Genomic DNA, 21,362 nt, shown 5'->3' on the forward strand with positions numbered 1-21,362 from the left:
AACGGATTTTAATCAACGCGAAACGGATTATTATGGATATCACAATTACATCACCTACCCACAACACGTTTACGCTACAGCTTAATTACCCCAGGGAATTTTCGGGATTGCAACAGCTGGAGGAACGTAAGATTAAGCAAAAAGCGCCTTGGGGAAACTTTTATATTAACGAACTATGGTTTGACGGTGCCTGCGTTTTTCAGAGCGAAATAGAAGCCAACAAAAGCTGTCAGCTGAATATGAAATGTGAAGGTGCGTGCTGGCTGATGAATTTTGTACTGGATGGTGAACTATCTACCGCCGTACAAACGCAGAATGACTTACTTAATATGAAAGCAGGCCATTACAACTGTTTGTACTGCACTAACCTGAACTTGCAAACCGCCGTGCAAAAACCCACACGGTTGTTTATTATATGCCTTACCAAACGCTTCATGAAACATTTGCTTTGGAAAAGCCCATTGATTTTAAATGACACCTTACAAGCTGACGAACAATCCGTTTTGGTAACCGGCATTCAACCCATTACAGAGCAGTTGCAAATCATTATAGACGAGATTACCCACGCACAACATCCAGCATACATCAGGCGTATTTACCTGGAAGCTAAAATACTGGAACTCCTATCCCATCAACTTCAGGATAGTGCTTTAGGCGCTGGCACATCGCCAAAAGCAGTAGCCGAAAATCAGGATATTGAAAAACTAAGGCACGTAAAAAAGTTTATAGAAGAAAACTTACGCAATCCCTTATCGCTAACCGAACTTGCCAAAAGAAGCGGACTAAACGAGTTCAAACTAAAAAAAGGATTTAAAGCGACCTATGGTTTTACGGCATTTGGTTACTTAACCGAGCTACGCATGCAAAAGGCAAAAGAACTGCTGCAAGCCGGGCAAACTGTTAGTGAAGTAGCAGATATTGTTGGTTATAAAAATGCGCATCATTTTACTGAAGCGTTTAAAAAAAGATACAAGCAGCTCCCTAGTTTGGTGAAAAAATAACGAGCAGAACATAAGTTTCATACATCATTCTTACAAACTTTGGATGGTCATAGCCACTGGTTAATTTTCCGTTTTAGCTTTGGCTTGTTTGGAAATTATTAATCCGGCAATCACCAAAGCAGTTCCACCAACTGCCCACCAGGTTATACGTTCGCCTAAAATAATATAGCCATATGCATAGCCCAACACCGGTACCAAATACAGCCAGTTGGCCGCAGTAACCGCATCCAGCTTAACCAGATACAGCCAAAGCTGGTTGGCAACAAATGAAAGGGCTACTATCAGCCAAGCCAAAGCTCCAAACAGTGAAATATCCCAGTGCTTGACATGGTTTTGATGAAAAAGCAATGAGAACGGCCACAGTACCAATCCACCCACAAAAACCTGCCACACATTAAAGACCTGGGTAGACAGGGATAATTTTAGGGTTGAAAAGTAAATACTGCTTAATGCATAGGCCAGCACATAAACTAATAGCAACACAATACCCAAAGGCTTAATTTGAGCATGTGGTATATCTAATACAGATGTAGATGCTAATCCGGCAAAAGCGATAAGCATACCTATTATTTCTAAGCGCAACAGCTTCCGTTTCAAAAAGATGGAGCTTAACAACGCAATTAATAACGGCGTAATAGCAATAAAAAGCATACTGATACCAGCCGAAGCATACTTTTGAGCAGCAGAAAAAGCTCCTAACGTAAGGGTGGTATTCAAAACACCGTATAAAACTATTGGCTTCCATTCTGCAACGCTTGGCCAAAAGCGATACTTCTTATTAATAAGGTAATATGGTCCAAAAAGCAGGCCGGTACCAATAAATCTAATAGTAGCCAGCGTAAGTGCTTCTGCTGATCTTAATCCGATTTTGAATGCTACCGAGCCTGTGGCCCACAGAACAGCGAATAATAAACCCGGAATAATTTTGTTTTGCTTAAGCATTTAATTGCGTTACTGATGTGCTTCAAAACTATAATAAGCAAGCAGTTATTGAAACAAATTATTTTCAAAGCAATAAGATCAAGGTTTGTACCTCTACAGCACTGCTTTCATCCCTTTAAATTCATTCTACAAACCATAATTTAAATTGTGCTTAAGATCATTTTTTGAGCTGACGCCTATCATGTGGCAGGTGGCGCTTGTACGGCATCTTTGTATCAACAAACAAAGATAAAACACAAACATCATGGCAACTTTAAAAACTATAGCACCTGCAACCTGGACCATCCAAGAACAAGAAGTAACTTACAACAACGTTAGCCTTTGGACCAGATTTATACAATTTGCAGATACACAAAAAGGTAACCGCACCCTTTGGTTCTTTATCAACCTGATGATACACGGCGTGTTCTTTTTACCGTTACCGGCAGTACTGATGTATTATTATGATGCCCCGGTTGGTGTCTTGGCTATTACCATGGCATGCTTTTTTGCCAACCTGATTGCCAACATGGGCGGCGCAGGCATTCGTACCACATTAATGTTATTTTTTGCCAGCGTAGCTATTCATGTACTGATGATATTGATTGCTGTTATTTAATAATATAAATTTTATATGAAAAAGCGGTTTTGGTGACCGCTTTTTTTATTGACATACATTTCTATTCATAAAATTATGAGTCATACCTTTCATATCCCTGTTCTGGGGCTTGCCTTTTCGGTTGATACGCCTTTAAAAGTTGGCCGTTACGGCATTGCTTCTACCGTTTCCATTGTAGATGATGAACTGCTGGAACGCATGCGTAAACATCATGCTGAAAAACATCAACTTGATTACGTACCCATTTATAAAGGAGTGCCCGACAGCAGAGCGCAGCGCATTACTGCATATTTGAATTTGCTGAATGACTTACTGAATGAGCAGTTTGAAAAACTGAAACATTTACCTTTTGGCGAGCAAAACGATTTGGAACGGTACTTTGACCTGCTTCCGCCCACATCACAGTTAAAACAGGGATATGAGCTGATGCAGGAATACCCTGATGAGGCCGGCAAACAAGCTTTTCAAAACCTGCTGCGTGCACACCTACAAAAAGGCGCTATTGATGTAAACATTATGTCGAAGGTTGACAAGCTGAACTTTGATCCCGACGGCCAATACACCGGTGATGAGAATACCGATGCATTGGCAGCCTTGCGAGGCTTTGCGCAAAGCAATCTGCAATCATCGGTTATCTTATCTGCCGGTATGAATCCTAAGCTATATAGTTATCTGGAAAAATTTCCTGACTTTTTCCCTGATAGTAACGGGAACCTGCGTAAAAAAGTGATTCTAAAAGTGAGTGATTTCCGTTCGGCGTTGATCCAAGCAAAATTCTTAGCCAAAAAAGGTATTTGGGTAGCAGAGTTCCGGATAGAATCAGGCCTCAACTGCGGCGGCCACGCCTTTGCAACCGATGGGTTACTGTTAGGTCCTATTTTAGAAGAGTTTAAACAAAAACGACAGGCGATGGCTGATGAATTACAGAAAATGTACAGCGCAGCATTGGCCGAAAAAGGAATTAATTGCACTACGGCACCAGTACAACGCATCAGTGTTCAGGGTGGCATAGGTACCGCGCCTGAAGACCGCTTTTTATTAGAGAACTACAAATTGGACGGTACCGGCTGGGGCAGTCCGTTTTTACTGGTACCCGAAGCTACCAATGTAGATGATGATACACTGCAACACCTGGCCGCAGCTACCGAAGACGATTATTATGTAAGCGCAGCCTCGCCCCTAGGCGTACTGTTCAACAACTTTAAAAACAGCAGCATTGAGCAGCAACGTTTGCAACGTATCGAGAAAAATCGCCCAGGCAGCCCCTGCACCAAAAAGTTTTTATGCACCAATACCGAATTTACTGAGCAACCTATTTGCACTGCCTCGCGCGAATACCAAAACCACAAAATTAACCAACTGCAGGCGCTGGCTTTACCCGCCGATGAGTATCAGGAACAGTTCAACACTATCACCGAAAAGATATGCTTATGCGAGGGTTTATGTGCATCTGCATATATCAAAAATGATATGCTTAAACCTCGCGAAAGTACAGCAGTAGCCGTATGCCCCGGCCCCAATCTGGCTTTCTTTTCCCGAACTTATTCGCTGGAGGAAATGGTGAAACACATTTACGGACAGATAAATCTGCTGGAAAATGTACAACGGCCTAACTTATTCATTAATGAACTGAATTTGTATGTTGAGTACCTGCGCAAAGACATCAGCACCCACTTAAAGGGCTGGAGCGATAAAAAAGAAAAGTATTTGCTCAAGTTTAAAAACCAGTTGCAGGATGGTATTAACTACTACAAAAACCTGCTGCCGCAAATTACTAATGAAACGCAGGAGTACCTGCACAAAATGTACACGGATCTTATGGTTGCCGAAACGCACCTGCATGCTTTAGCCGGCGGTTTACAAACCGCTTAACGGTTAGGACAGTTAACAGAAAAAGCGGTTTAAAAACCGCTTTTTTTTATGCCTGTAATAACAGGCATATCACTACAACACCAAAAACTAATAATCTTTTAACCGGCCATGCTAAACAGTTGGGTAGCCGGTTTATCCGCCCATAGGCGTGCATCTAAAGCCATGCAAATGTTTCTTAAAAAGCGTTTGCCAAGCTGGGTAACCTTAAGGCACCATGAGTTTAATTCTATCAAACCATCATCGGCCAGCGCCTCCATTCTGTCCAGCCCCTCGCAAAGCGCTTCGCATGGTTCCTGATGTAAATTCCAGCAGGTTTCTCCTTTACACATAATATCCAGAATATGCCTGCGGATAATTAGATCTTCTTCCGTTAGTGCATGGCCTTTAAATACAGGTATTTCGCCTTGGTTTACAATCTCAATATACTCTTCAACCTTTTTTACATTCTGCGCAAAGCCGTACCAGGTATCACTGATAGAAGATACGCCTAAACCAATCATGAGCTGCGTATACTGATGGGTATAACCCATAAAGTTACGGTGCAGCGTACCTGCCTCTTCTGCGGCACACAAACTATCGGCGGGTAAGGCAAAGTGATCCATACCCACTTCTTTGTAGCCTAAAGCCGTAAACAAGCGGCGGCCGGTTTCATACAAAGCACGTTTGGCGTAAGCATCGGGCAAATCTTTTTCGGTAAAACGGCGCTGACCAGGTTTAATCCAAGGCACATGGGCATAGCTGTAAAAGGCAATACGGTCGGGCATAAGTTCTGATACCATACGTACGGTATCTACTAAACCTTCCATGGTTTGCAGCGGTAAACCGTAAATCAAATCAAAATTTACCGAGGTATAACCTACCTGGCGTGCCAATTCTGTTACCGCCTTGACTTGTTCAAAGGTTTGTATACGATTGATGATAAACTGAACACGCGGATCAAAATCCTGTATACCCAAACTTAACCGACGGAACCCCAGGTTGTACAAGGTTTGCAAATGTTCGGCAGTAGTATTATCGGGATGCGCTTCAAAACTAAACTCAGCATCTGGGTGTACAACCGCTTTGGCCAGTAAGCCATTAATCAGCATTTCCAGATTATTGGAACTAAAAAAGGTAGGCGTTCCACCACCTAAGTGTATCTCTCTAATTACAGGCTTCTCACCAAAAACATCGAGGTAAAGGTCCCATTCCTTTAAAACCGTTTCAATGTAAGGCACCTCAACTGTATGATTTTTGGTAATACGGGTATTGCATCCGCAGTAAGTACATAAGCTTTCGCAATAAGGCAAATGCACATACAGGCTAATACCATCGGCAGAGTTACTTTGGTTAAATGACAGCTTAACCGACTCTTTCCATGCCTGTTTACTAAAGGCATCAGTGTTCCAGTACGGAACGGTTGGGTAGCTGGTATAACGTGGCGCGGCCACGTGGTATTTATCAATTAGGATTTGAGAGGGTTGCATAACAATGAACTTTTAAGCCGGCTTTATACAGCCGGGCGGATTGGAACATTTTCGACATTACGGCAATTACGCGCACACACACAGGCACTGCCTACACATTTATTCATTTGCCATTGGTCCAGGTTTTTGATGGTTTGGTCGGCTATCTGCTGCAAGGCTTCGCGGGTTAAATAGGCCTGATGTGGCGTTACCAAAACGTTAGGGTGTTGCATCAAGTCAACCAGCACGGCATCTTTTACTTGATCATTTTCATGATCTTCAAAAAACAAGCCTTTCTCATTTTCGTAAACATCAATACCCAAGTAGCACACTTTACCAGTATTTAGCGCGTCAATTACATCGCGCGTATTTAGCAAGCCGCCGCGTGAGGTATTCAACAACATTACACCGTTTTTCATTTTGGCTAATGTTTTTTTATTGACAATATGGTGCGTATCGGCAGTTAGCGGTGCATGTAATGAAACGATATCTGATTGCTGAAGCAGTTCATCAAAAGACACCATTTCGATATGCGGTAAGCTATCAGTTAAAGAAGCATCATAAGCAATTACGCGGCAACCTAGTCCGTTAAAAATGGCAGCTGTGGCTTGTCCAATATGCCCTAAGCCAATCAGTCCTACCGTTTTACCAAAAAAGTTGAAGCCTATCAGCTCGTCTTGCCTAAAGTCGAAATGTAAACTATGCTCTTGGGCCTTTAATACTTGCCGGCTTAATGATAAAGCTAGTGCAACAGTATGTTCGGCAATAGCTTGCGGCGAGTATACCGGCACGTTAGCCAGTTTAATACCACGCTTTGCAGCGGCCTCCTTATCGATATGATCGGTTCCGGCAGACCGTGTGGCAATGTACTTAATACCCAAATCGGCCAGCTGGTTAACCACCTGTGCCGATACGTTATCATTAGTAAATACCACTACCGCATCTTTGCCTGCTGCGTAAATAGCAGTTTCGGGGCTTAATGGGTTAGATATAAGCGTTATATCATGCTTTTTTTGATTGGCCTTAGCCAAAAATTCTTTCTCGAACGACTTTATGCTGTAAGCGACCACTTTCATTTTGTCTGAAGGCATTTTAATTCAATACAAAAGTACCCCGGCTAACGGATCTGGTACATGAGGGCTGTCAGTACAAAAAGTGATCTTTATCAGTTTTTCATTTTTTGATGAGTATGAACCGATTAAGTCGCTCAACAAAAACATTATTGCTCCAAAATTTATTTTATTAAATAAAACTACATTTATGAAAGCATCGACAGCTGTAATCAGTGCAACCATATATCTTTTAGTTTACATGATACTGTTTAGCACCGGTTTATCCATCAGTATTCTATCCTATTTATTTTTAACATCTCCTTTAGTTTTAATATGGATGGTATTTACCATATTGAAAGACGACACGTCACTTTATCCGGAACTGGAAGCCGAGGAAGAGTGGGGCTATAAAGATAAGAAGCGAGGCGATTTAGGTATGTTTTAGTATACCTGCTATCGCATTATCCGTTCAATTATTTATTAATATCAGATACATTATGGCAAATACTCCAGAAAAATATCTTCAATTTTTTGACGCCGTTACAGGCGCTGTTATTCATACACTTTCGCCTCAGGAAAGCCAATACATAACAAGCGAGCAAATTGCAGCGCTAATACACAAATTGGCACTTCAAAAGGGATTAGAGGCCAACCAAATTGATGTCGAGGAAATGTAATTACGTTTTATCATTAAAAACATAAAGTAATGAATACCAAGAAAAAAGAAGAGGGTCGCAAAGTGGCAACTGTTACAAAAGACCGCGAAAAAAGAACCCGAAAAAAAGCAGCCAACATAAAGGGAATGGAAAAAGGCATGACCAAAGGCGACCATTCCAGCGAGCAGCCTGCACTATAGAATGAAAGAGAAACTTGCTTAATGCTACTTATTAAAGTAACCATAGTGCGTTATAACAGAACAGTATGCCGTTTTCGGGGTTTATGCTTTTGATATAAACATTAAAAAGGCACTTTCTTACATATAGCATTATGGCACAATTAGAAAAAGTATTTGCAGATGATACCTACCAGCTTACAGGCGTTGCCATCTCGGCCGAGGGCCGGTTATTTACCAATTATCCTTTATGGTCTGACGTTTACAAGTATGCTTTGGTAGAAGTAATGCCTGATGGCTCGGTTACCCCCTACCCCAACGAGGTTATGAATAGCTGGAAGGATGGCGAAAGTGGCATGGATAAATGGGTATGCGTACAGGCCGTTTATATAGACAGCCAAAATACTATGTGGGTGGTTGACCCGGCAGCCCCTTTTATGGAAAAGGTTTACCAAAACAAGCACAAATTGGTAAAGATAAACCTGGCTACAAATACTGTTGAGCGGGTATATCCGTTTGAAGGCATCACCAGCGAAAAAAGCTACATTAATGATGTACGCGTAGACACCGAAAAACAAATTGCTTACCTGACCAACTCTAACGAAGGGGGCATTACGGTGCTGGATTTGGAAACAGGTAAAGGCCGCGAGTTGCTTAAAAATCATTATTCTGTTAAAACCGATCCGTCGTTTACTTTTATGATTGATGGGCACGAATTGATGAAAAAAGGTGAGCCGGCCAAAATGCAGTCAGACGGCATTGCGCTGTCACCCGACGGAGAATGGTTATACTATAAGCCTTTAACAGACAATAAACTGTATCGTATTAAAACCGAGCATCTGCGTAACGAAGACCTGAGCGATGAAGAACTGGAAAGCAAGGTAGAAGATTTAGGCAGTTTTGCTACTACTGATGGTATGGCATTTGACACCCAGGGCAACCTTTACTTAGGCGACCTGCAAAATTATGCATTGCTTAAAATTACGCCCGATTTGCAAATGAGTACTTTTTTGAAAGATGAGCAGCTCATATGGCCCGACAGCTATTCATTATCCAAAGATGGCAAATATTTGTATGTAAGCACTTCGCAGATTCAAAAACAACCAGATTATAATAACGGCGAAAATAAAAGAACGTCACCACACAAAATTTTCAAGGTTAAACTATAACCGTTCCTTTCTCCACCCCTGCTGTTGTCTAAACAGCAGGGGTATTTACTAAATAACCTAACACGAAATAATGGCCAAGGTAACCGCAAAAAGTATATGGCAATTGCTAAAGCAATCGGGCTCGGGATTTGTAGAAAACAGTGTAACCAAGCTGAGTGCCTCACTTGCGTATTATACCATTTTTTCATTAGGGCCAATGCTAATGGTGGTTATCTACCTGTCTAACATTTTGTGGCGGCAAGAGGCCATTGAAGGGGTGCTATACGGGCAAATTAAAGACATTGTAGGAGACAAGGCCGCCTTGCAGATACAGGAAATTATCCGAAACGCATCCATTGCGGGTAACAACACTTTTACAGCCATTATTGGCTTCGTTACCTTGATCATAGGCGCTACAACCATCTTTGCCGAAATTCAGGATTCTATCAATACCATCTGGCGATTAAAAGTGGATACCGACCGCGGATGGTGGATTACATTAAAAAATAGGCTGCTTTCCTTTTCATTAGTGGTAAGTCTGGCTTTTTTGCTGCTGGTATCATTGATAATCAACGGCGTAGTAGAAGGCTTTATGGGTAGGCTCGAAACTATTTTTCCGCATGTTACGGTGATCCTAGTGTATGTGGCTAACCTAATTATCACACTGGTGGTTACGGCCAGCTTGTTCGCTATTATATTTAAAGTGCTGCCCGATGCCGTTATTCGCTGGCGCGATGTGGCGGTAGGCGCATTGTTTACAGCAATACTATTTATGCTGGGCCGGTTTGCCATAGCATTTTATATAGGGAACAGCAGCCCGGGCAGTGCTTATGGTACAGCGGGCTCGGTTATTATCCTGTTATTATGGATATACTACTCGGCCATCATTTTATATTTCGGTGCGGTGTTTACTAAATGTTATGCCTTAGCTTTCGGTCGTGAAATCAGGCCGAATGATTATGCCGTTACAATTCAAATTATCCAGGTAAAAAGCAACAAAAACAGCTTGCAGGAAAACGAAGCAGACGCCAAGAGAAAAACAGAGGAAATTAAAAAAGAAAGTTAACCTATCAGTTTTACATCTAAATTCGGTTAATGGCTGTTACGATGAGGAAATGGATTACCCTAATTTTATCACTTGTTTTTTTTGCTGCAAGCGCTCATGCACAATTGGTGAGCCTGACCGACCAGGAAGTACGACATTTAAAAAATCTTATTGACAATGATACTACCGCTACAGCGGCATTTATGCCATTACGCTCGGTAGCGGAACAATCATTACTGGAACAACCTAATCCTATAGTCAAAATATCGTTGGAGGGATTACTTGCAGGTGATCCGGCAAAAACAGCCAGTTTAAGAGCGATGCACGATGCGGATAAAATATACGCAATGGCTTTGATGTACCGGCTTTATGGAAACAAAACCTATTTGGGTAAAACCATTGAATTTTTACAAGCTTGGGCGCAAGCCAACCGCCCGTTTGGCAACCCTATTAATGACACCAAGCTGGAAGCATTAATTACAGGCTATGATTTAATACGCGCCGAGGTACCGGCCGAGCAAAAATTACAGATAGACAACTGGCTCAACGACGTTGCCAATGCCGAGTTGAATAGCTTTGCAGCAAAGCCCGGACGCGGAACGGCAGTAAACAACTGGAACTCTCACCGTATCAAAATTATCACGCTGATTGCTTATACCTTGCATAACAGCATGTACGATACCATCATCAAAACCGAGCTGGAAAAGCAAATCGCACAAAACTTGAATGCTAATGGTACCAGCATTGATTTTATAGAGCGCGATGCTTTTCATTATCATACTTATGATCTGGAACCTTTGCTTACAGCGATTATTGCCATTAAACGAGCTTCGGGCAAAAGCTATTTTGAATACCAATCGGATAAGGAAGCTTCCATCAAAAAATCGGTTGATTTCATCATTCCCTACATGACCGGCGAAAAACAGCATGCCGAGTTTGTGAAGAGCAGAGTACCTTTTGACCGCGCCCGAGCGGCCAATCATGAAAAAGGATTTGAAGCCGGCACACCCGTCGACCCGCAAATAGCTTTATACACATTGGCATTAGCTGCTTACTTTGACAAGGATTATATTGATATCATAAAGCAGGTGTCGCCAATTCTTAAGCCTAACGTTAAATGGCAATTGATCCTTAATCAGGTTAAGAGGTAATTATAAACCAACACAGTAGTTTTATTGTATAGCCACCATGAACAAAGATGTATTGGCCCTGGCCGTTGAACTGGAAAACAAAAGAACCCGAGCTATGCTGAACGGGGATGCAGGCGAATTAACGAAGATATTATCTAATGATTTATATTACGGCCACTCTGGCGGCTACCGGGACAACAAAGCCGATTACATCAGCAAAATCAAGTTGGGCACCTACGCTTATCACAAAGTGGAAACAGTGGTAGAAAAAGCGGTATATGCTGGCAATGATGCCATCATGATACACGGCCGGTTAACGCTTGAAGTAAACCTGCACGGAGTTGAAAAAACTATGCACTCTATTTACCTGGCCATTTGGTGCCTGGAAGATGGGGTTTGGCGCTTTCTAGGTCACCAAACCGCATTAAAACAGAATGCCTAACCGAAGGGTATTTAAACCTCGGCCAGATATTTATGCACAAAACTGATAGCCATTGAGCCCTCACCTACTGCTGATGCTACACGGTTCATAGTTCCGGCTCGCACGTCGCCTGCGGCAAAAATGCCTGGGCAGCTGGTTTCTAGCAAATAAGGGTCGCGGTTGCTTTTCCAGTATTTTTTAAACCCTTCGTAGCGATTTAGCTCGCGGCCGGTTTCAATAAAACCTTTATCGTTTTTGATGATGGTTTCGCCCAACCAATCGGTAAACGGACGAGTGCCTATAAAAATGTAAAGGGCATCTGCATCTACCGTTTCCATGGTGTTGTCTTTTAAGCAATGAATTACAAGGCGTTCCAGCTTTTTATCGCCTTGGGCCTCAGCCACTGCACTTTGCCCACGTACGCTGATATTTTCTGTTTGCCGAATCTGCTCAATTAAGTAGGCCGACATGGTAGAGGTTAAATCGGGCTTGCGTACCAGAATAAATACCTGCTGTGCAAATTTAGACAGATACATAGCGGCCTGCCCTGCCGAATTGCCACCACCTACAATAAATACGGTTTTATCTTTGCAGGATAATGCTTCGGTTGTAGCGGCACCGTAATAAATACCAGCACCAGTAAAGTCATCAATACCTTTATTTTCCAGCTTACGGTAATCTACACCAGTGGTAACTACTACCGCACGGGTGGTAACACTGGTATCATCTTCCAAAACAATGGTTTTATAACCGTCTTTTAATCGTATCTCTTTTACTTCCTGAGGCGACAAAAACTCGGTACCAAAGCGGGTTGCCTGGGTAACGGCCCTACGGGTTAAATCGGCACCACTTAAACCGGTTGGAAAGCCCAGATAGTTTTCAATGCGCGAACTGGTACCGGCCTGTCCACCCGGTGCTTTACGTTCAATCAGCAACGTTTTTAAGCCTTCGGATGCACCGTAAACTGATGCCGCCAAACCAGCCGGACCAGCGCCAATAATCACTACATCGTACACCTCATTCTTTACCTGCGGACTAAGGCCTATCTTTTGGGCTATATCGCCTATAGCAGGCACTTTAAGCACACTGCCATCTTCAAAAATCACAGCAGGCATTTCGGCGGACTTTAGCTGGTTTACCTTGATGAGCACCTTCGCTTCGTCTGAGTTTGCTTCCAGCCACTGGTAAGGTACCAGGTTGCCCGTCAAAAATTCCTTGATATTGTGCGTTTTGGGCGAAAAATTATAACCTAACACTTTGATGCCTTGAAAATCGGGGCGGTAATTGGCCTGCCAGTCGTCCAGCAAATCATCAACCACCGGAAACAACTTTTCCTGCGGCGGGTCCCAAGGCTTGGTCAAGTAATAATCCAGCTTTACTTCATTAATTGCTTTGATAGCAGCCTGTGTATCTGAATAAGCGGTAAGCAGTACCCGCTTAGCCTGTGGGTAATAATTAACTGCCCGGCATAAAAATTCTACACCCTCCATCTCGGGCATGCGCTGGTCTGATATAAACAGCGCAATCTCCTCACCTTTGTTTTTTAACTGTAGCAGATTTTCAAGTGCCTCGTTGGCAGAAGTAGTACTTAGTACACGATAGCGTTTATGGTACTGCGTTTTTAAATCGCGCGTAATGGCCCGCAACACAAACTGATCATCGTCTACTAAAAATATGATAGGATCTTTCATGAGTAATTTTTCTAATATTATTCGCTGCTAAGCGGAAAGCAAATTTGAAAAGCGGTATTGCCTGGTACCGATTTAATTTTAACAGAGCCTTTATGCTGGCTTACAATACGCATTACTACGTCCAAACCCAAACCGGTGCCTTTTCCCATATCCTTAGTCGTAAAAAACGGATCGAAGATACGGCTTTGTATATCGGAAGGGATGCCGGGACCATTATCTCTTATGGTTACATACACGCTACGTGTATCGTGCTCGGTGACTATTTCCAGCTTACTTTGGCTGTTGCCTTCCATGGCATCAATAGCATTATCAATAATATTGGTCCACACCTGATTCAGTTCTCCGGCTACAGCTTTTACCTGCGGCAACGCTGTGTCAAAGGATTTAACAACATCAATTTTGTTCTTTTTAAGCTTATAATCCATAATAGTAAGGGTATTTTCCAACCCTTTATGGATATCCACATACTGTTTATCGGCTCCCTGATCCATATGACTGAATCCCTTTACTGCACTCACCAGGTTTGAGATCCGCTCGGACGCCTCTTTAATATCTTGTGCTATTTTGCCTACCGTAAGTTGCTGATTGAGCCAGTTTAACACTGCAGACAAATTTTCGGCAGGCACGATTTGGCCCAGTTCTTCCAGGTCAGCAACCTGTATACCTTCTTCGGTTAGGTTTTCTACCATGCAGTAGTCATCTATCTCGTGCGATTCCAGCAAGCTGCTCAATTCATCTTCTAGGTCGTCTTTTTGCATCATGCTTAACACCGGTTTATCCGTACGGGTAAGTAGCACATCCAGTTTTTGCTGTAATTGAGTAAGTGCTTGCGGTTCAAAAGTCAGTACCGCTACCTCCTCAAACAAACAAGCCATTTTGTGTAACTGATCTTGCAAAAAAGATGCATTACGAACAATGGAAGCAGCCGGATTATTCAACTCGTGAGCCAACCCGGCAGAAAGCTTACCCAAGGCCACCATTTTTTCGATCTGTTGCTGCTGAGTGGTGTAATACCGCACGCGGTTGGTCATGATATGTACCAGCGCTTCGGTGAGTTCAAAATGTAAACGAGGCGCATTTTTAATTTCATCAGCCGGTATGTCTAAAATAAGGCAGTCGCGTATACATTCGGCCTGTACCGGTGCTGTAGTACCTCTGGAGTAAGGCAAATATCCCATTACGCTGCCCGCTTCTGCTACCGTGGCTTCTTTAAACTGCCCGTTTTGAACCATGCCAATTCGGATTTTGCCTTCCAAAATAAAAAGCGTTCGGTCAAAAGACGAACCTATGGAAAAAAGCACATCACCGGCGGCCATTTCACGGGTTTCGCCTATAGATAATAGCCATTCCAGTTGACTATCGGGAACGTCTTTTAAGGTATCCAGCAACTTCAATTGCTCAACTGTAATTTGCGGCATAGGTATTTTATATTATGCGGACGAATGTAACAAGCGCCCGGCGTATCTAAAGTAAAAATATAATCCGGGCTTAAAAAATATCCTTAGTCAGTGTTATCAATTTTATTGGCTTATATAAAAAAGCATGCCGAATCATATTTATCAGACAAATAACTAAAAAACCAGATGCCTATATGGCAATCACGATATATAGTTTATTAACGACTTACCGCAAAACACACCACTTGCATAAGGTGAAAAATTGCTTTTTACAGATTATTTAAACGTTGCAGATTATGTGATTTAGTTATATTTTCGGCTTAAAATTACACTTTCTATACAGCTGAACCGGCATAGGCACACCATAGGCATATTAGGGTGGTCAAGCCTTGCAGCTAATCGTTTCTACTGTATAACTCAACCTACTTCCACAATACAATGAAACATTTTCATTCAATAATTAGATATTTAATCATTCTGCTGTTCTTTTTGCTGACAAGAATCAGCTCGTTTGCGCAAACAGTAGCTACCCCCGACAGCATTAAAACAGCCATTGAACCAGCGTATGATAAAGTAAACAAAACACACCGTTTATTTTTGGGCGAAAGCTACCGCAAGCTATGGGCTACACCGGTTAATATCCGTGTTTTTCATCTAAACCAAGAAAAAGGCGGATTGAAGATTTTACAGCGTGGTGGTGGTATGCAGTCAAAATCGTTACGGCTTGAGGCAACTGATGGTAAGGAATGGGTACTTCGAAGCGTGCAGAAATATCCCGAAAAAGTTTTACCGCCGACGCTGAGAAAGTCGCTTGCTAAAGATATTATTCAGGACCAGATTAGTGCCGAACACCCATTTGCCTTTTTGATTGTACCACCGCTGGCACAAAAGCTGGGCGTGCCGCATTCGCACCCTGAGATTGTTTACGTGCCCGACGACCCAGCTTTTGGCGAACACCGTAAAGATTTTGCAAACCAGGTATTTTTGTTTGAAGAAAGAGAACCTTTAGATGCCGACAAAACAGATAATACCCTAAAAACTCAATCGCGTCTGGAAAACGACAACGACAATCGGGTTGACCAGAAAACTGTTTTGCGGGCACGTCTGCTCGACTTCTTGCTGGGCGACTGGGACCGCCACGAAGACCAATGGCGCTGGGAATGTGTAAAAAACGACAACGGCACTACCTATGAACCGGTACCTCGCGACCGCGACCAGGTTTTTTACAATGCGTCGGGCGTGCTGCCATATTTGGTTTCCCGCCATATTTTTATGGCTAAGTTTCAAAATTATGGTGATCATATCCGTTCCATTAACCGCTGGAATTTAAACGCCCGCTATTTTGACCGCTACTTTTTGAACAGCCTGAACGAGGATGATTGGAAAACAGAAATAACTTATGTACAAAATCAACTGACTGATGAAGTAATTACTCAAGCCGTTAAGCAAATGCCGGCAACCGCTTATCAAATGGGCGGCCACGAGCTTGTTCAGAAATTAATTGCCCGCCGAAATGCTCTACCGCGCCAAGCATTGAAATATTACCGCAACTTGTCGCACACGCTAGAGATACCAGCGAGCAACAAACGAGAGCAGATCGAAATTACCCACCAGCCTGATAAACAACTTAACGTTACTATTTACAAGCTAAAAAAAGATGGTACTAAAGGGCAGCCTGTTTACAACCGCACTTTCAAACCTTCGGTAACGCAAGAGGTTAGATTGTACGGCATGGGTGGCAAAGATGTATTTGCAGTAAATGGCAATAAACCATCTCCCATTCTGATAAGAATGATTGGTGGCGATGATGAAGACACTTTTACCGTTGACAGCAACCTGCGCGATAAGCATCTGCTATATGTGTATGATCGCTCGGACGAGCCCAATCACCTACCTGCTTCATCACAGGCACGCTTGCGTATATCAACTGACACCACGGTGAATACCTTTAACCGTACCGGTTTCAAATACAATTTTTTGCAGCCGCTTATGCTGGCCAACATCAACCGCGATTATGGTTTCCAGTTTATCGGAAACTTTATCTTGCAGCAGCAAGGGTTCCGGAAAGAGCCTTACGCAAATCAACAAAACCTCATTGTAAATTATGGTTTTGGTACCAGCTCTTTATTGCTTAACTATATTGGCGATTTTAAACAGGCCGTTGGCAAAAACGATTTGGTCATCAACATGCTTTCTTTAGGCCCCAATTACATGAGCAACTTCTTTGGTACCGGTAACAACACGGCCTTTGTCAGAACCGGCGACCGTCCAATTCGCTTTTATCGCAATATTTACAACTATCTGTCGGCAGACGTAAAGCTAAAACGCACTTTTAAAAACTGGACGGTAAGCGGCGGCTTGGGTGGCCAGTTTTACCATGGTGACGGAGACGATAACCAAAACCGTTTTTTGGGTGTTTATGACCGGCAGCACCCCGACCAAAATGTATTCAGCAATCAAGTATTTGGCGGCGCATCGGCAACAGCAAGTTTAGACACGCGCGACCGGTCACTGTTAGCGCATAAGGGTGTACTTTGGAACACATCGCTCACCGGTATGACGGGCCTCAACATCAAAAATCATACTTATGGCCAGTTGGCATCTGATTTTAGCTTTTACCTCAATCCGGATAAAGACTCCATATTGGTAATTGCCAACCGTACAGGTGCAGGCATTACCCTCGGTGACGCTGCATATTATCAGCAATTTAAACTGGGTGGCAACCAAAATTTACGCGGCTTTTACTACTGGCGTTTTACCGGTAAAAGCATGGCGTACAATAACCTGGAGGTGCGCCTAAAAGTGCTGAACTTTAACTCGTACCTGCTGCCCGGCACGCTGGGTGTAATTGGCTTTAATGACGTTGGCCGCGTTTGGTCGCCTGGCGAATCGTCAAGTACCTGGCATGATGGCTACGGTGGCGGCATCTACTTTTTACCGGCACAATTATTTATATTCCAGGCAGTGGTTGGTTTTTCGAAAGAAGGCACCTACCCTTACATATCGGCCGGGTTCAGGTTTTGAGGCGATGCCAATTACCTGCCCGATAAAAAGCCGACTGTTTTGGCTTCTTTAATTTCGATGGCAAAACCTTCCAGATAAAGTTGAACGTCTATATACCGAGGGCGTAATGTACGTTCATCTACCTTAAAGTTTTTGACTTTTAGTTGATCGTTTATCTGGTCCAGTATATCGCGGGTTATAAAGCTTTCGGTAACACGCAGATTTGGGCCAAGCGGTTGTAGCAGTATGTTTTCGATTTTGTAAGAAAAGGCAATAGTGGCAGATTTGTCCATGATAAATAGATAGAGATGTAAAAATGACAAGTTATAAATTTATTTAATGCGCCTGGTATCTTAAAGTATAATTAAGTGAAACGAAACCCTCAGGGCCTTTTATGCTTTGCATTATACCCGATTTGTTTTAGTTTTACCGAAAGTCTGGCTGGTGTTCAACTCCACCGGAATATTAAAGCAACCTATGATTAAAGTTTTTTTCCTGAACAGGAGTCACACACCTGTAGCAGATGAATCTTCTCCTATCGCAACAGCCATAAAACAGCTTTGGCAAACCGATAAAGCAATAAATTTAGATTGCACGATAGAAGATGCCGACGCCCTGATTCTGCAGGAAAATATATCTTTTAAAGACTATAAATACATAAAGCTGTTAAAAAACGACCCAGTTTTTAAACAATATGCACACAAAATTTTCACTATCAATTATGACGATGGCGCAACAGGGGTTTTAAAAGGTGCATATGTTTGCCTAAAAAGGTCACGGTTTGATGAACGATTTCATGCAAGCGTACCTTACCTGGAATTTGCCAATAACCTGATTACAAAACAAGCTGTTAAAACCGAACCAGCCTTTTTAGCCACCTGGCGCGGAAACACCAAATCGAACTCGGTAAGGAGCAAAATTGTTGAGCTGTATGCTAATGATAAAGCTTTTGATGTATACACTACCAATAGCTGGTTTAACCATAGTAAAGATGAAAAGCAAGCTTATGTAGATAGCTTGTTGAACGCCAAATTTGCGCTGGCACCTGCAGGCTGGGCACCAACCACTTTCAGACTATATGAAAGTATGGCCCTGGGCAGATGCCCGGTTATTATTGCCGATGAATTTGTTCCGCCTGTTGGTCCGGACTGGAACTCGTTTTCTATATCTGTTCCTGAAAATAAGATAGAATCTTTAAAGCAGGTATTACAGGAAAAAGAACCGCAGTATGAGCAGTTAGGCAATCGTGCCGCCGCTGTTTGGGAACAATACTTTGCAGCACCCAATGGTATCAAATATTATGCTGACCAGTTAATGAGGCTTATCAAATCCTCACCAGCTGACATGAGTGTACAACAGGAGTTTAATCGCTGGGGCTCTTCCAAAATGTACCATAGCAATGGCTGGACACTTTCGCAAAGGCTGCGCCGCAAGCTTAAAAAGCTCAGATTATTCAGTAAATAAATTTCGTGTGGGCTTTGTTAAAACACTTCGCCCACATCAATAAATAAACCTTTTGATCCTTGTCTGCCAAAGCCATAATCAATTGCAATATTGGTATGCGAAACCTTGTTCAGCTTTAAACGCAAACCCGGACCAATAGCTGGTTGTATTCGTTGAAAATGGGTTCCGGGTTGGGCTGTTAGTGTTTCGGCATTAGCAAATAGTACGCCGCCCAGTAAGCCGTTGTGTGTGATCCTGAACCGGTATTCGCTTTCCAGATACACCATTTGCGCTCCGCGAAAGCGGCCTTGAATATACCCACGGCCAGTAGCTGAATTGGGATCCCATGAGCTGCTCGGTAAATTCAGGTAAGGCGGGTTGCCATGTAGTATCAACCAGTTGTATGACCAAAATGCCAGTACATTGTGCGAGTTTGCAGGAAAGGGTACGTATTTACGAAAGTCTAGAATGAGCGATTGCCATCCGTTGGTACTGCCCAGCCATTGTGGGTTGATACGGTATTGCATACTGCCATACCAGCCTTTTTGCGGGTTAATGGAATTATCGCGAGAGTCGTGCAAAGCGTTTACTGTAAACCCGGATGCCAGCGAGTGCGAGCGCATTCCGTAGCGTTCATAGTCAGACAAAGTGCCATTCAATGCTCCTTCGTGCGATATATTCCAATAAGTGTCAACAGCATAACCTATACCGGCATACCAGTTGCCGCTTACGTGCCGTAGAGCGGTTTCGTAAAAACGGGCAAATGAAAAGCTCATCGGGTCTTCGGCTCGAATGTCAGAATTGCTTCCCAAACCGTAGGTACTTTCAGGGTATTTGTAAAAGCGGTAATCGCCCACAAAAACATAATCGTTGTTTTTTGACCACACCGTAGTTTGTACGGGTATGATAAATTGCTTGTTTTGGGTGTAAGAAGCACTGGCAACAACTGTTGATATGCGCGACTGCGGAGCTCTGCGAAAAGCCACATTTCCGGAAAGTACTAATGCCAGTTTAGATACCAACGTATAGCCAATTGCAGGCACTACAGAAATTTCGGGCTTATTGGTTACCGAGTCGTTACCAGGTTTACTTTTGATATGAAACCAGCTTCGGAATATATCAGGCAAATCTTTTTGGTCGCTGTCGTCCAAATTATTGCGTAGTGTATCACTGGCTCCCTTTTTACCGGTTATTAACTGTGGCAGTGACACACTTTTATCGTTTTGTGCCGTGGCACTATTAGAATTGAGCAGCCATAGGCAACCTAGCAAGCCTATCCATAAACCGGTACGCATTTGTTTAAATATTGGGGCTACAAACTTACATAAAGATAGCATAATACCATGATTATCAACTTACAGATTGCTACAAAAAATTTATGTAAAGCGGATTGTTATAACCGTGAATCAGTATACTACAAAAAAAGCTGGTTTTAATTAAAACCAGCTTTTAACCTTAACTTTTGTAAGTCAGTATATTTTATGCAGACTTTTTATGACTCGAGTATTGTGCATATGTAGCCACTGCATTTTTGAGTTCATTTACAGGTATATGTGTTTGAATATCCTGATTAGCAAAATCGAACACAACTTTCCGTTCATGATCTAAAGCGTATACTGCGGGTAAAGGAATGTTATTTTCTACACCTGCGTATTTGCTCCATGCTGGGCTATTTTCATGAAATATGCCAAATAAGCGGGCAATTTCATGATTGGCATCATGATAAGCTTCTAATGAAATATTATGCTCCCAAAAAGTTCTGTTTAACTTTTCGGCACGTTCTGAATGTATCACGAGCACGTTAATATTGTAGATATCCAATTCATGGCGCATCCCATTCAATTGCTTTAAATGCTGAATACCTGCTGTTCCCCACTCCTGGGAATAAAAGTACAACACCAACGGCTTTGTTATATAACTAAAGGATATGCCGAAATTGTTAAACAAGTTCTCACTTAAAAAGGAATGTGTTTTGCCTTGGCTATCCAGCTCTATTACAGTAGAGCCATATTTTAAAGGCGACAAGGCAACATGCCGGTTATTTGAAAATTCTAGTTCAGGGGTATATTCTAAAGCGTCGAACGCCGGAAAATTTAAACGTTGATTAAGCATATCAAAACATTAACGAATAGGAACAATTGGGTGAATTAGTATGAGATCGTTTATTGAACAGGGCAACAACAATCGCTTAAGCCGTAAAACTTCTTGTACAGGATAGTATGCTGTTTTTTTTATGGTTGGGGATATAACATGAGCAGACATATTTTGCGTTGAATTATAAGTTAGAGATTAATGTACTGAAGCAACCCAATGAATTAGCAGCAACACATATAACAACCTTT

Annotated in this window: 20 protein-coding genes; 12 read left to right on the plus strand and 8 right to left on the minus strand. The window is 42.5% G+C overall.

The genetic code is table 11. The features are described 5' to 3' along the window. Positions 1 to 32: 32 nt before the first annotated feature. Positions 33 to 1,001, plus strand: coding sequence for a helix-turn-helix domain-containing protein (locus GPM24_RS10865; RefSeq protein WP_158826778.1), 969 nt, complete (start codon positions 33 to 35; stop codon positions 999 to 1,001). A 60-nt stretch (positions 1,002 to 1,061) separates the two neighbouring features. On the opposite strand, the gene GPM24_RS10870 is transcribed toward GPM24_RS10865, so the two are convergent. Beyond that, positions 1,062 to 1,943: a DMT family transporter gene (locus tag GPM24_RS10870; RefSeq protein ID WP_158826779.1), complete on the minus strand. Its 882-nt coding sequence runs from the start codon at positions 1,941 to 1,943 to the stop codon at positions 1,062 to 1,064. Between the two features lie 244 nt (positions 1,944 to 2,187). Between GPM24_RS10870 and GPM24_RS10875 the strand changes: the two genes are divergently transcribed. Both GPM24_RS10875 and GPM24_RS10880 read left to right on the plus strand, forming a co-directional pair. Further along, positions 2,188 to 2,541, plus strand: coding sequence for a hypothetical protein (locus GPM24_RS10875; protein WP_158826780.1), 354 nt, complete (start codon positions 2,188 to 2,190; stop codon positions 2,539 to 2,541). Between the two features lie 75 nt (positions 2,542 to 2,616). Next, on the plus strand, positions 2,617 to 4,413 hold the full coding sequence (locus GPM24_RS10880) for a hypothetical protein (protein WP_158826781.1): 1,797 nt from the start codon (positions 2,617 to 2,619) through the stop codon (positions 4,411 to 4,413). A gap of 98 nt (positions 4,414 to 4,511) precedes the next feature. Here GPM24_RS10880 and hemN read toward each other — a convergent pair whose 3' ends face one another. Next, positions 4,512 to 5,879 (minus strand): oxygen-independent coproporphyrinogen III oxidase, encoded by a 1,368-nt coding sequence (hemN, locus tag GPM24_RS10885; protein ID WP_158826782.1) that lies wholly within the window; start codon positions 5,877 to 5,879, stop codon positions 4,512 to 4,514. Positions 5,880 to 5,902: 23 nt separating this feature from the next. After that, on the minus strand, positions 5,903 to 6,949 hold the full coding sequence (locus GPM24_RS10890) for a 2-hydroxyacid dehydrogenase (RefSeq protein ID WP_233268796.1): 1,047 nt from the start codon (positions 6,947 to 6,949) through the stop codon (positions 5,903 to 5,905). Between the two features lie 169 nt (positions 6,950 to 7,118). Here GPM24_RS10890 and GPM24_RS10895 point away from each other — a divergent pair, with 169 nt between their 5' ends. The 7 genes from GPM24_RS10895 to GPM24_RS10925 all read left to right on the plus strand — a co-directional run bounded on the left by GPM24_RS10895 (position 7,119) and on the right by GPM24_RS10925 (position 11,507). Then, a complete protein-coding gene (locus tag GPM24_RS10895) occupies positions 7,119 to 7,355 on the plus strand; it encodes a hypothetical protein (RefSeq protein WP_158826783.1) in 237 nt (78 codons plus the stop codon). Positions 7,356 to 7,407: 52 nt separating this feature from the next. After that, positions 7,408 to 7,587, plus strand: a complete 180-nt coding sequence (locus GPM24_RS10900; protein ID WP_158826784.1) for a hypothetical protein — start codon at positions 7,408 to 7,410, stop codon at positions 7,585 to 7,587. 29 nt (positions 7,588 to 7,616) lie between these two features. Then, positions 7,617 to 7,766, plus strand: a complete 150-nt coding sequence (locus tag GPM24_RS10905) for a hypothetical protein (protein WP_158826785.1) — start codon at positions 7,617 to 7,619, stop codon at positions 7,764 to 7,766. A gap of 131 nt (positions 7,767 to 7,897) precedes the next feature. Then, positions 7,898 to 8,911 (plus strand): SMP-30/gluconolactonase/LRE family protein, encoded by a 1,014-nt coding sequence (locus tag GPM24_RS10910; RefSeq protein ID WP_158826786.1) that lies wholly within the window; start codon positions 7,898 to 7,900, stop codon positions 8,909 to 8,911. A gap of 70 nt (positions 8,912 to 8,981) precedes the next feature. After that, the gene (locus GPM24_RS10915) at positions 8,982 to 9,956 is read left to right on the plus strand and encodes a YihY/virulence factor BrkB family protein (RefSeq protein WP_158826787.1); all 975 of its coding nucleotides are present in this window, start codon (positions 8,982 to 8,984) and stop codon (positions 9,954 to 9,956) included. Between the two features lie 41 nt (positions 9,957 to 9,997). Further along, entirely contained in the window at positions 9,998 to 11,086 is a 1,089-nt protein-coding gene (locus GPM24_RS10920) for an alginate lyase family protein (protein WP_158826788.1), read from the plus strand. Between the two features lie 37 nt (positions 11,087 to 11,123). Then, on the plus strand, positions 11,124 to 11,507 hold the full coding sequence (locus GPM24_RS10925) for a nuclear transport factor 2 family protein (RefSeq protein ID WP_158826789.1): 384 nt from the start codon (positions 11,124 to 11,126) through the stop codon (positions 11,505 to 11,507). A gap of 11 nt (positions 11,508 to 11,518) precedes the next feature. On the opposite strand, the gene GPM24_RS10930 is transcribed toward GPM24_RS10925, so the two are convergent. Both GPM24_RS10930 and GPM24_RS10935 read right to left on the minus strand, forming a co-directional pair. Further along, positions 11,519 to 13,177: an NAD(P)/FAD-dependent oxidoreductase gene (locus GPM24_RS10930; RefSeq protein ID WP_158826790.1), complete on the minus strand. Its 1,659-nt coding sequence runs from the start codon at positions 13,175 to 13,177 to the stop codon at positions 11,519 to 11,521. 17 nt (positions 13,178 to 13,194) lie between these two features. Continuing rightward, positions 13,195 to 14,595, minus strand: coding sequence for an ATP-binding protein (locus tag GPM24_RS10935; RefSeq protein ID WP_158826791.1), 1,401 nt, complete (start codon positions 14,593 to 14,595; stop codon positions 13,195 to 13,197). A 417-nt stretch (positions 14,596 to 15,012) separates the two neighbouring features. Here GPM24_RS10935 and GPM24_RS10940 point away from each other — a divergent pair, with 417 nt between their 5' ends. Then, on the plus strand, positions 15,013 to 17,598 hold the full coding sequence (locus tag GPM24_RS10940) for a BamA/TamA family outer membrane protein (protein WP_158826792.1): 2,586 nt from the start codon (positions 15,013 to 15,015) through the stop codon (positions 17,596 to 17,598). Between the two features lie 11 nt (positions 17,599 to 17,609). Here the strand turns inward: GPM24_RS10940 and GPM24_RS10945 are convergent, their stop codons facing one another. Then, positions 17,610 to 17,870 carry a hypothetical protein gene (locus GPM24_RS10945; RefSeq protein ID WP_158826793.1) on the minus strand — a complete coding sequence of 87 codons (261 nt, stop codon included), beginning with the start codon at positions 17,868 to 17,870 and terminating at the stop codon, positions 17,610 to 17,612. Between the two features lie 184 nt (positions 17,871 to 18,054). Here GPM24_RS10945 and GPM24_RS10950 point away from each other — a divergent pair, with 184 nt between their 5' ends. Further along, positions 18,055 to 19,041 (plus strand): exostosin domain-containing protein, encoded by a 987-nt coding sequence (locus tag GPM24_RS10950; RefSeq protein WP_158826794.1) that lies wholly within the window; start codon positions 18,055 to 18,057, stop codon positions 19,039 to 19,041. A 17-nt stretch (positions 19,042 to 19,058) separates the two neighbouring features. Here GPM24_RS10950 and GPM24_RS10955 read toward each other — a convergent pair whose 3' ends face one another. Together GPM24_RS10955 and GPM24_RS10960 are read right to left on the minus strand one after the other, a co-directional pair. Next, positions 19,059 to 20,315, minus strand: a complete 1,257-nt coding sequence (locus GPM24_RS10955) for a BamA/TamA family outer membrane protein (RefSeq protein WP_158826795.1) — start codon at positions 20,313 to 20,315, stop codon at positions 19,059 to 19,061. Positions 20,316 to 20,499: 184 nt separating this feature from the next. Continuing rightward, the gene (locus GPM24_RS10960; protein WP_158826796.1) at positions 20,500 to 21,132 is read right to left on the minus strand and encodes a redoxin domain-containing protein; all 633 of its coding nucleotides are present in this window, start codon (positions 21,130 to 21,132) and stop codon (positions 20,500 to 20,502) included. Positions 21,133 to 21,362 lie beyond the last annotated feature (230 nt).

The sequence above is a fragment of the Mucilaginibacter lacusdianchii genome (genome assembly GCF_009770985.1).
GTDB lineage: Bacteria > Bacteroidota > Bacteroidia > Sphingobacteriales > Sphingobacteriaceae > Mucilaginibacter > Mucilaginibacter lacusdianchii.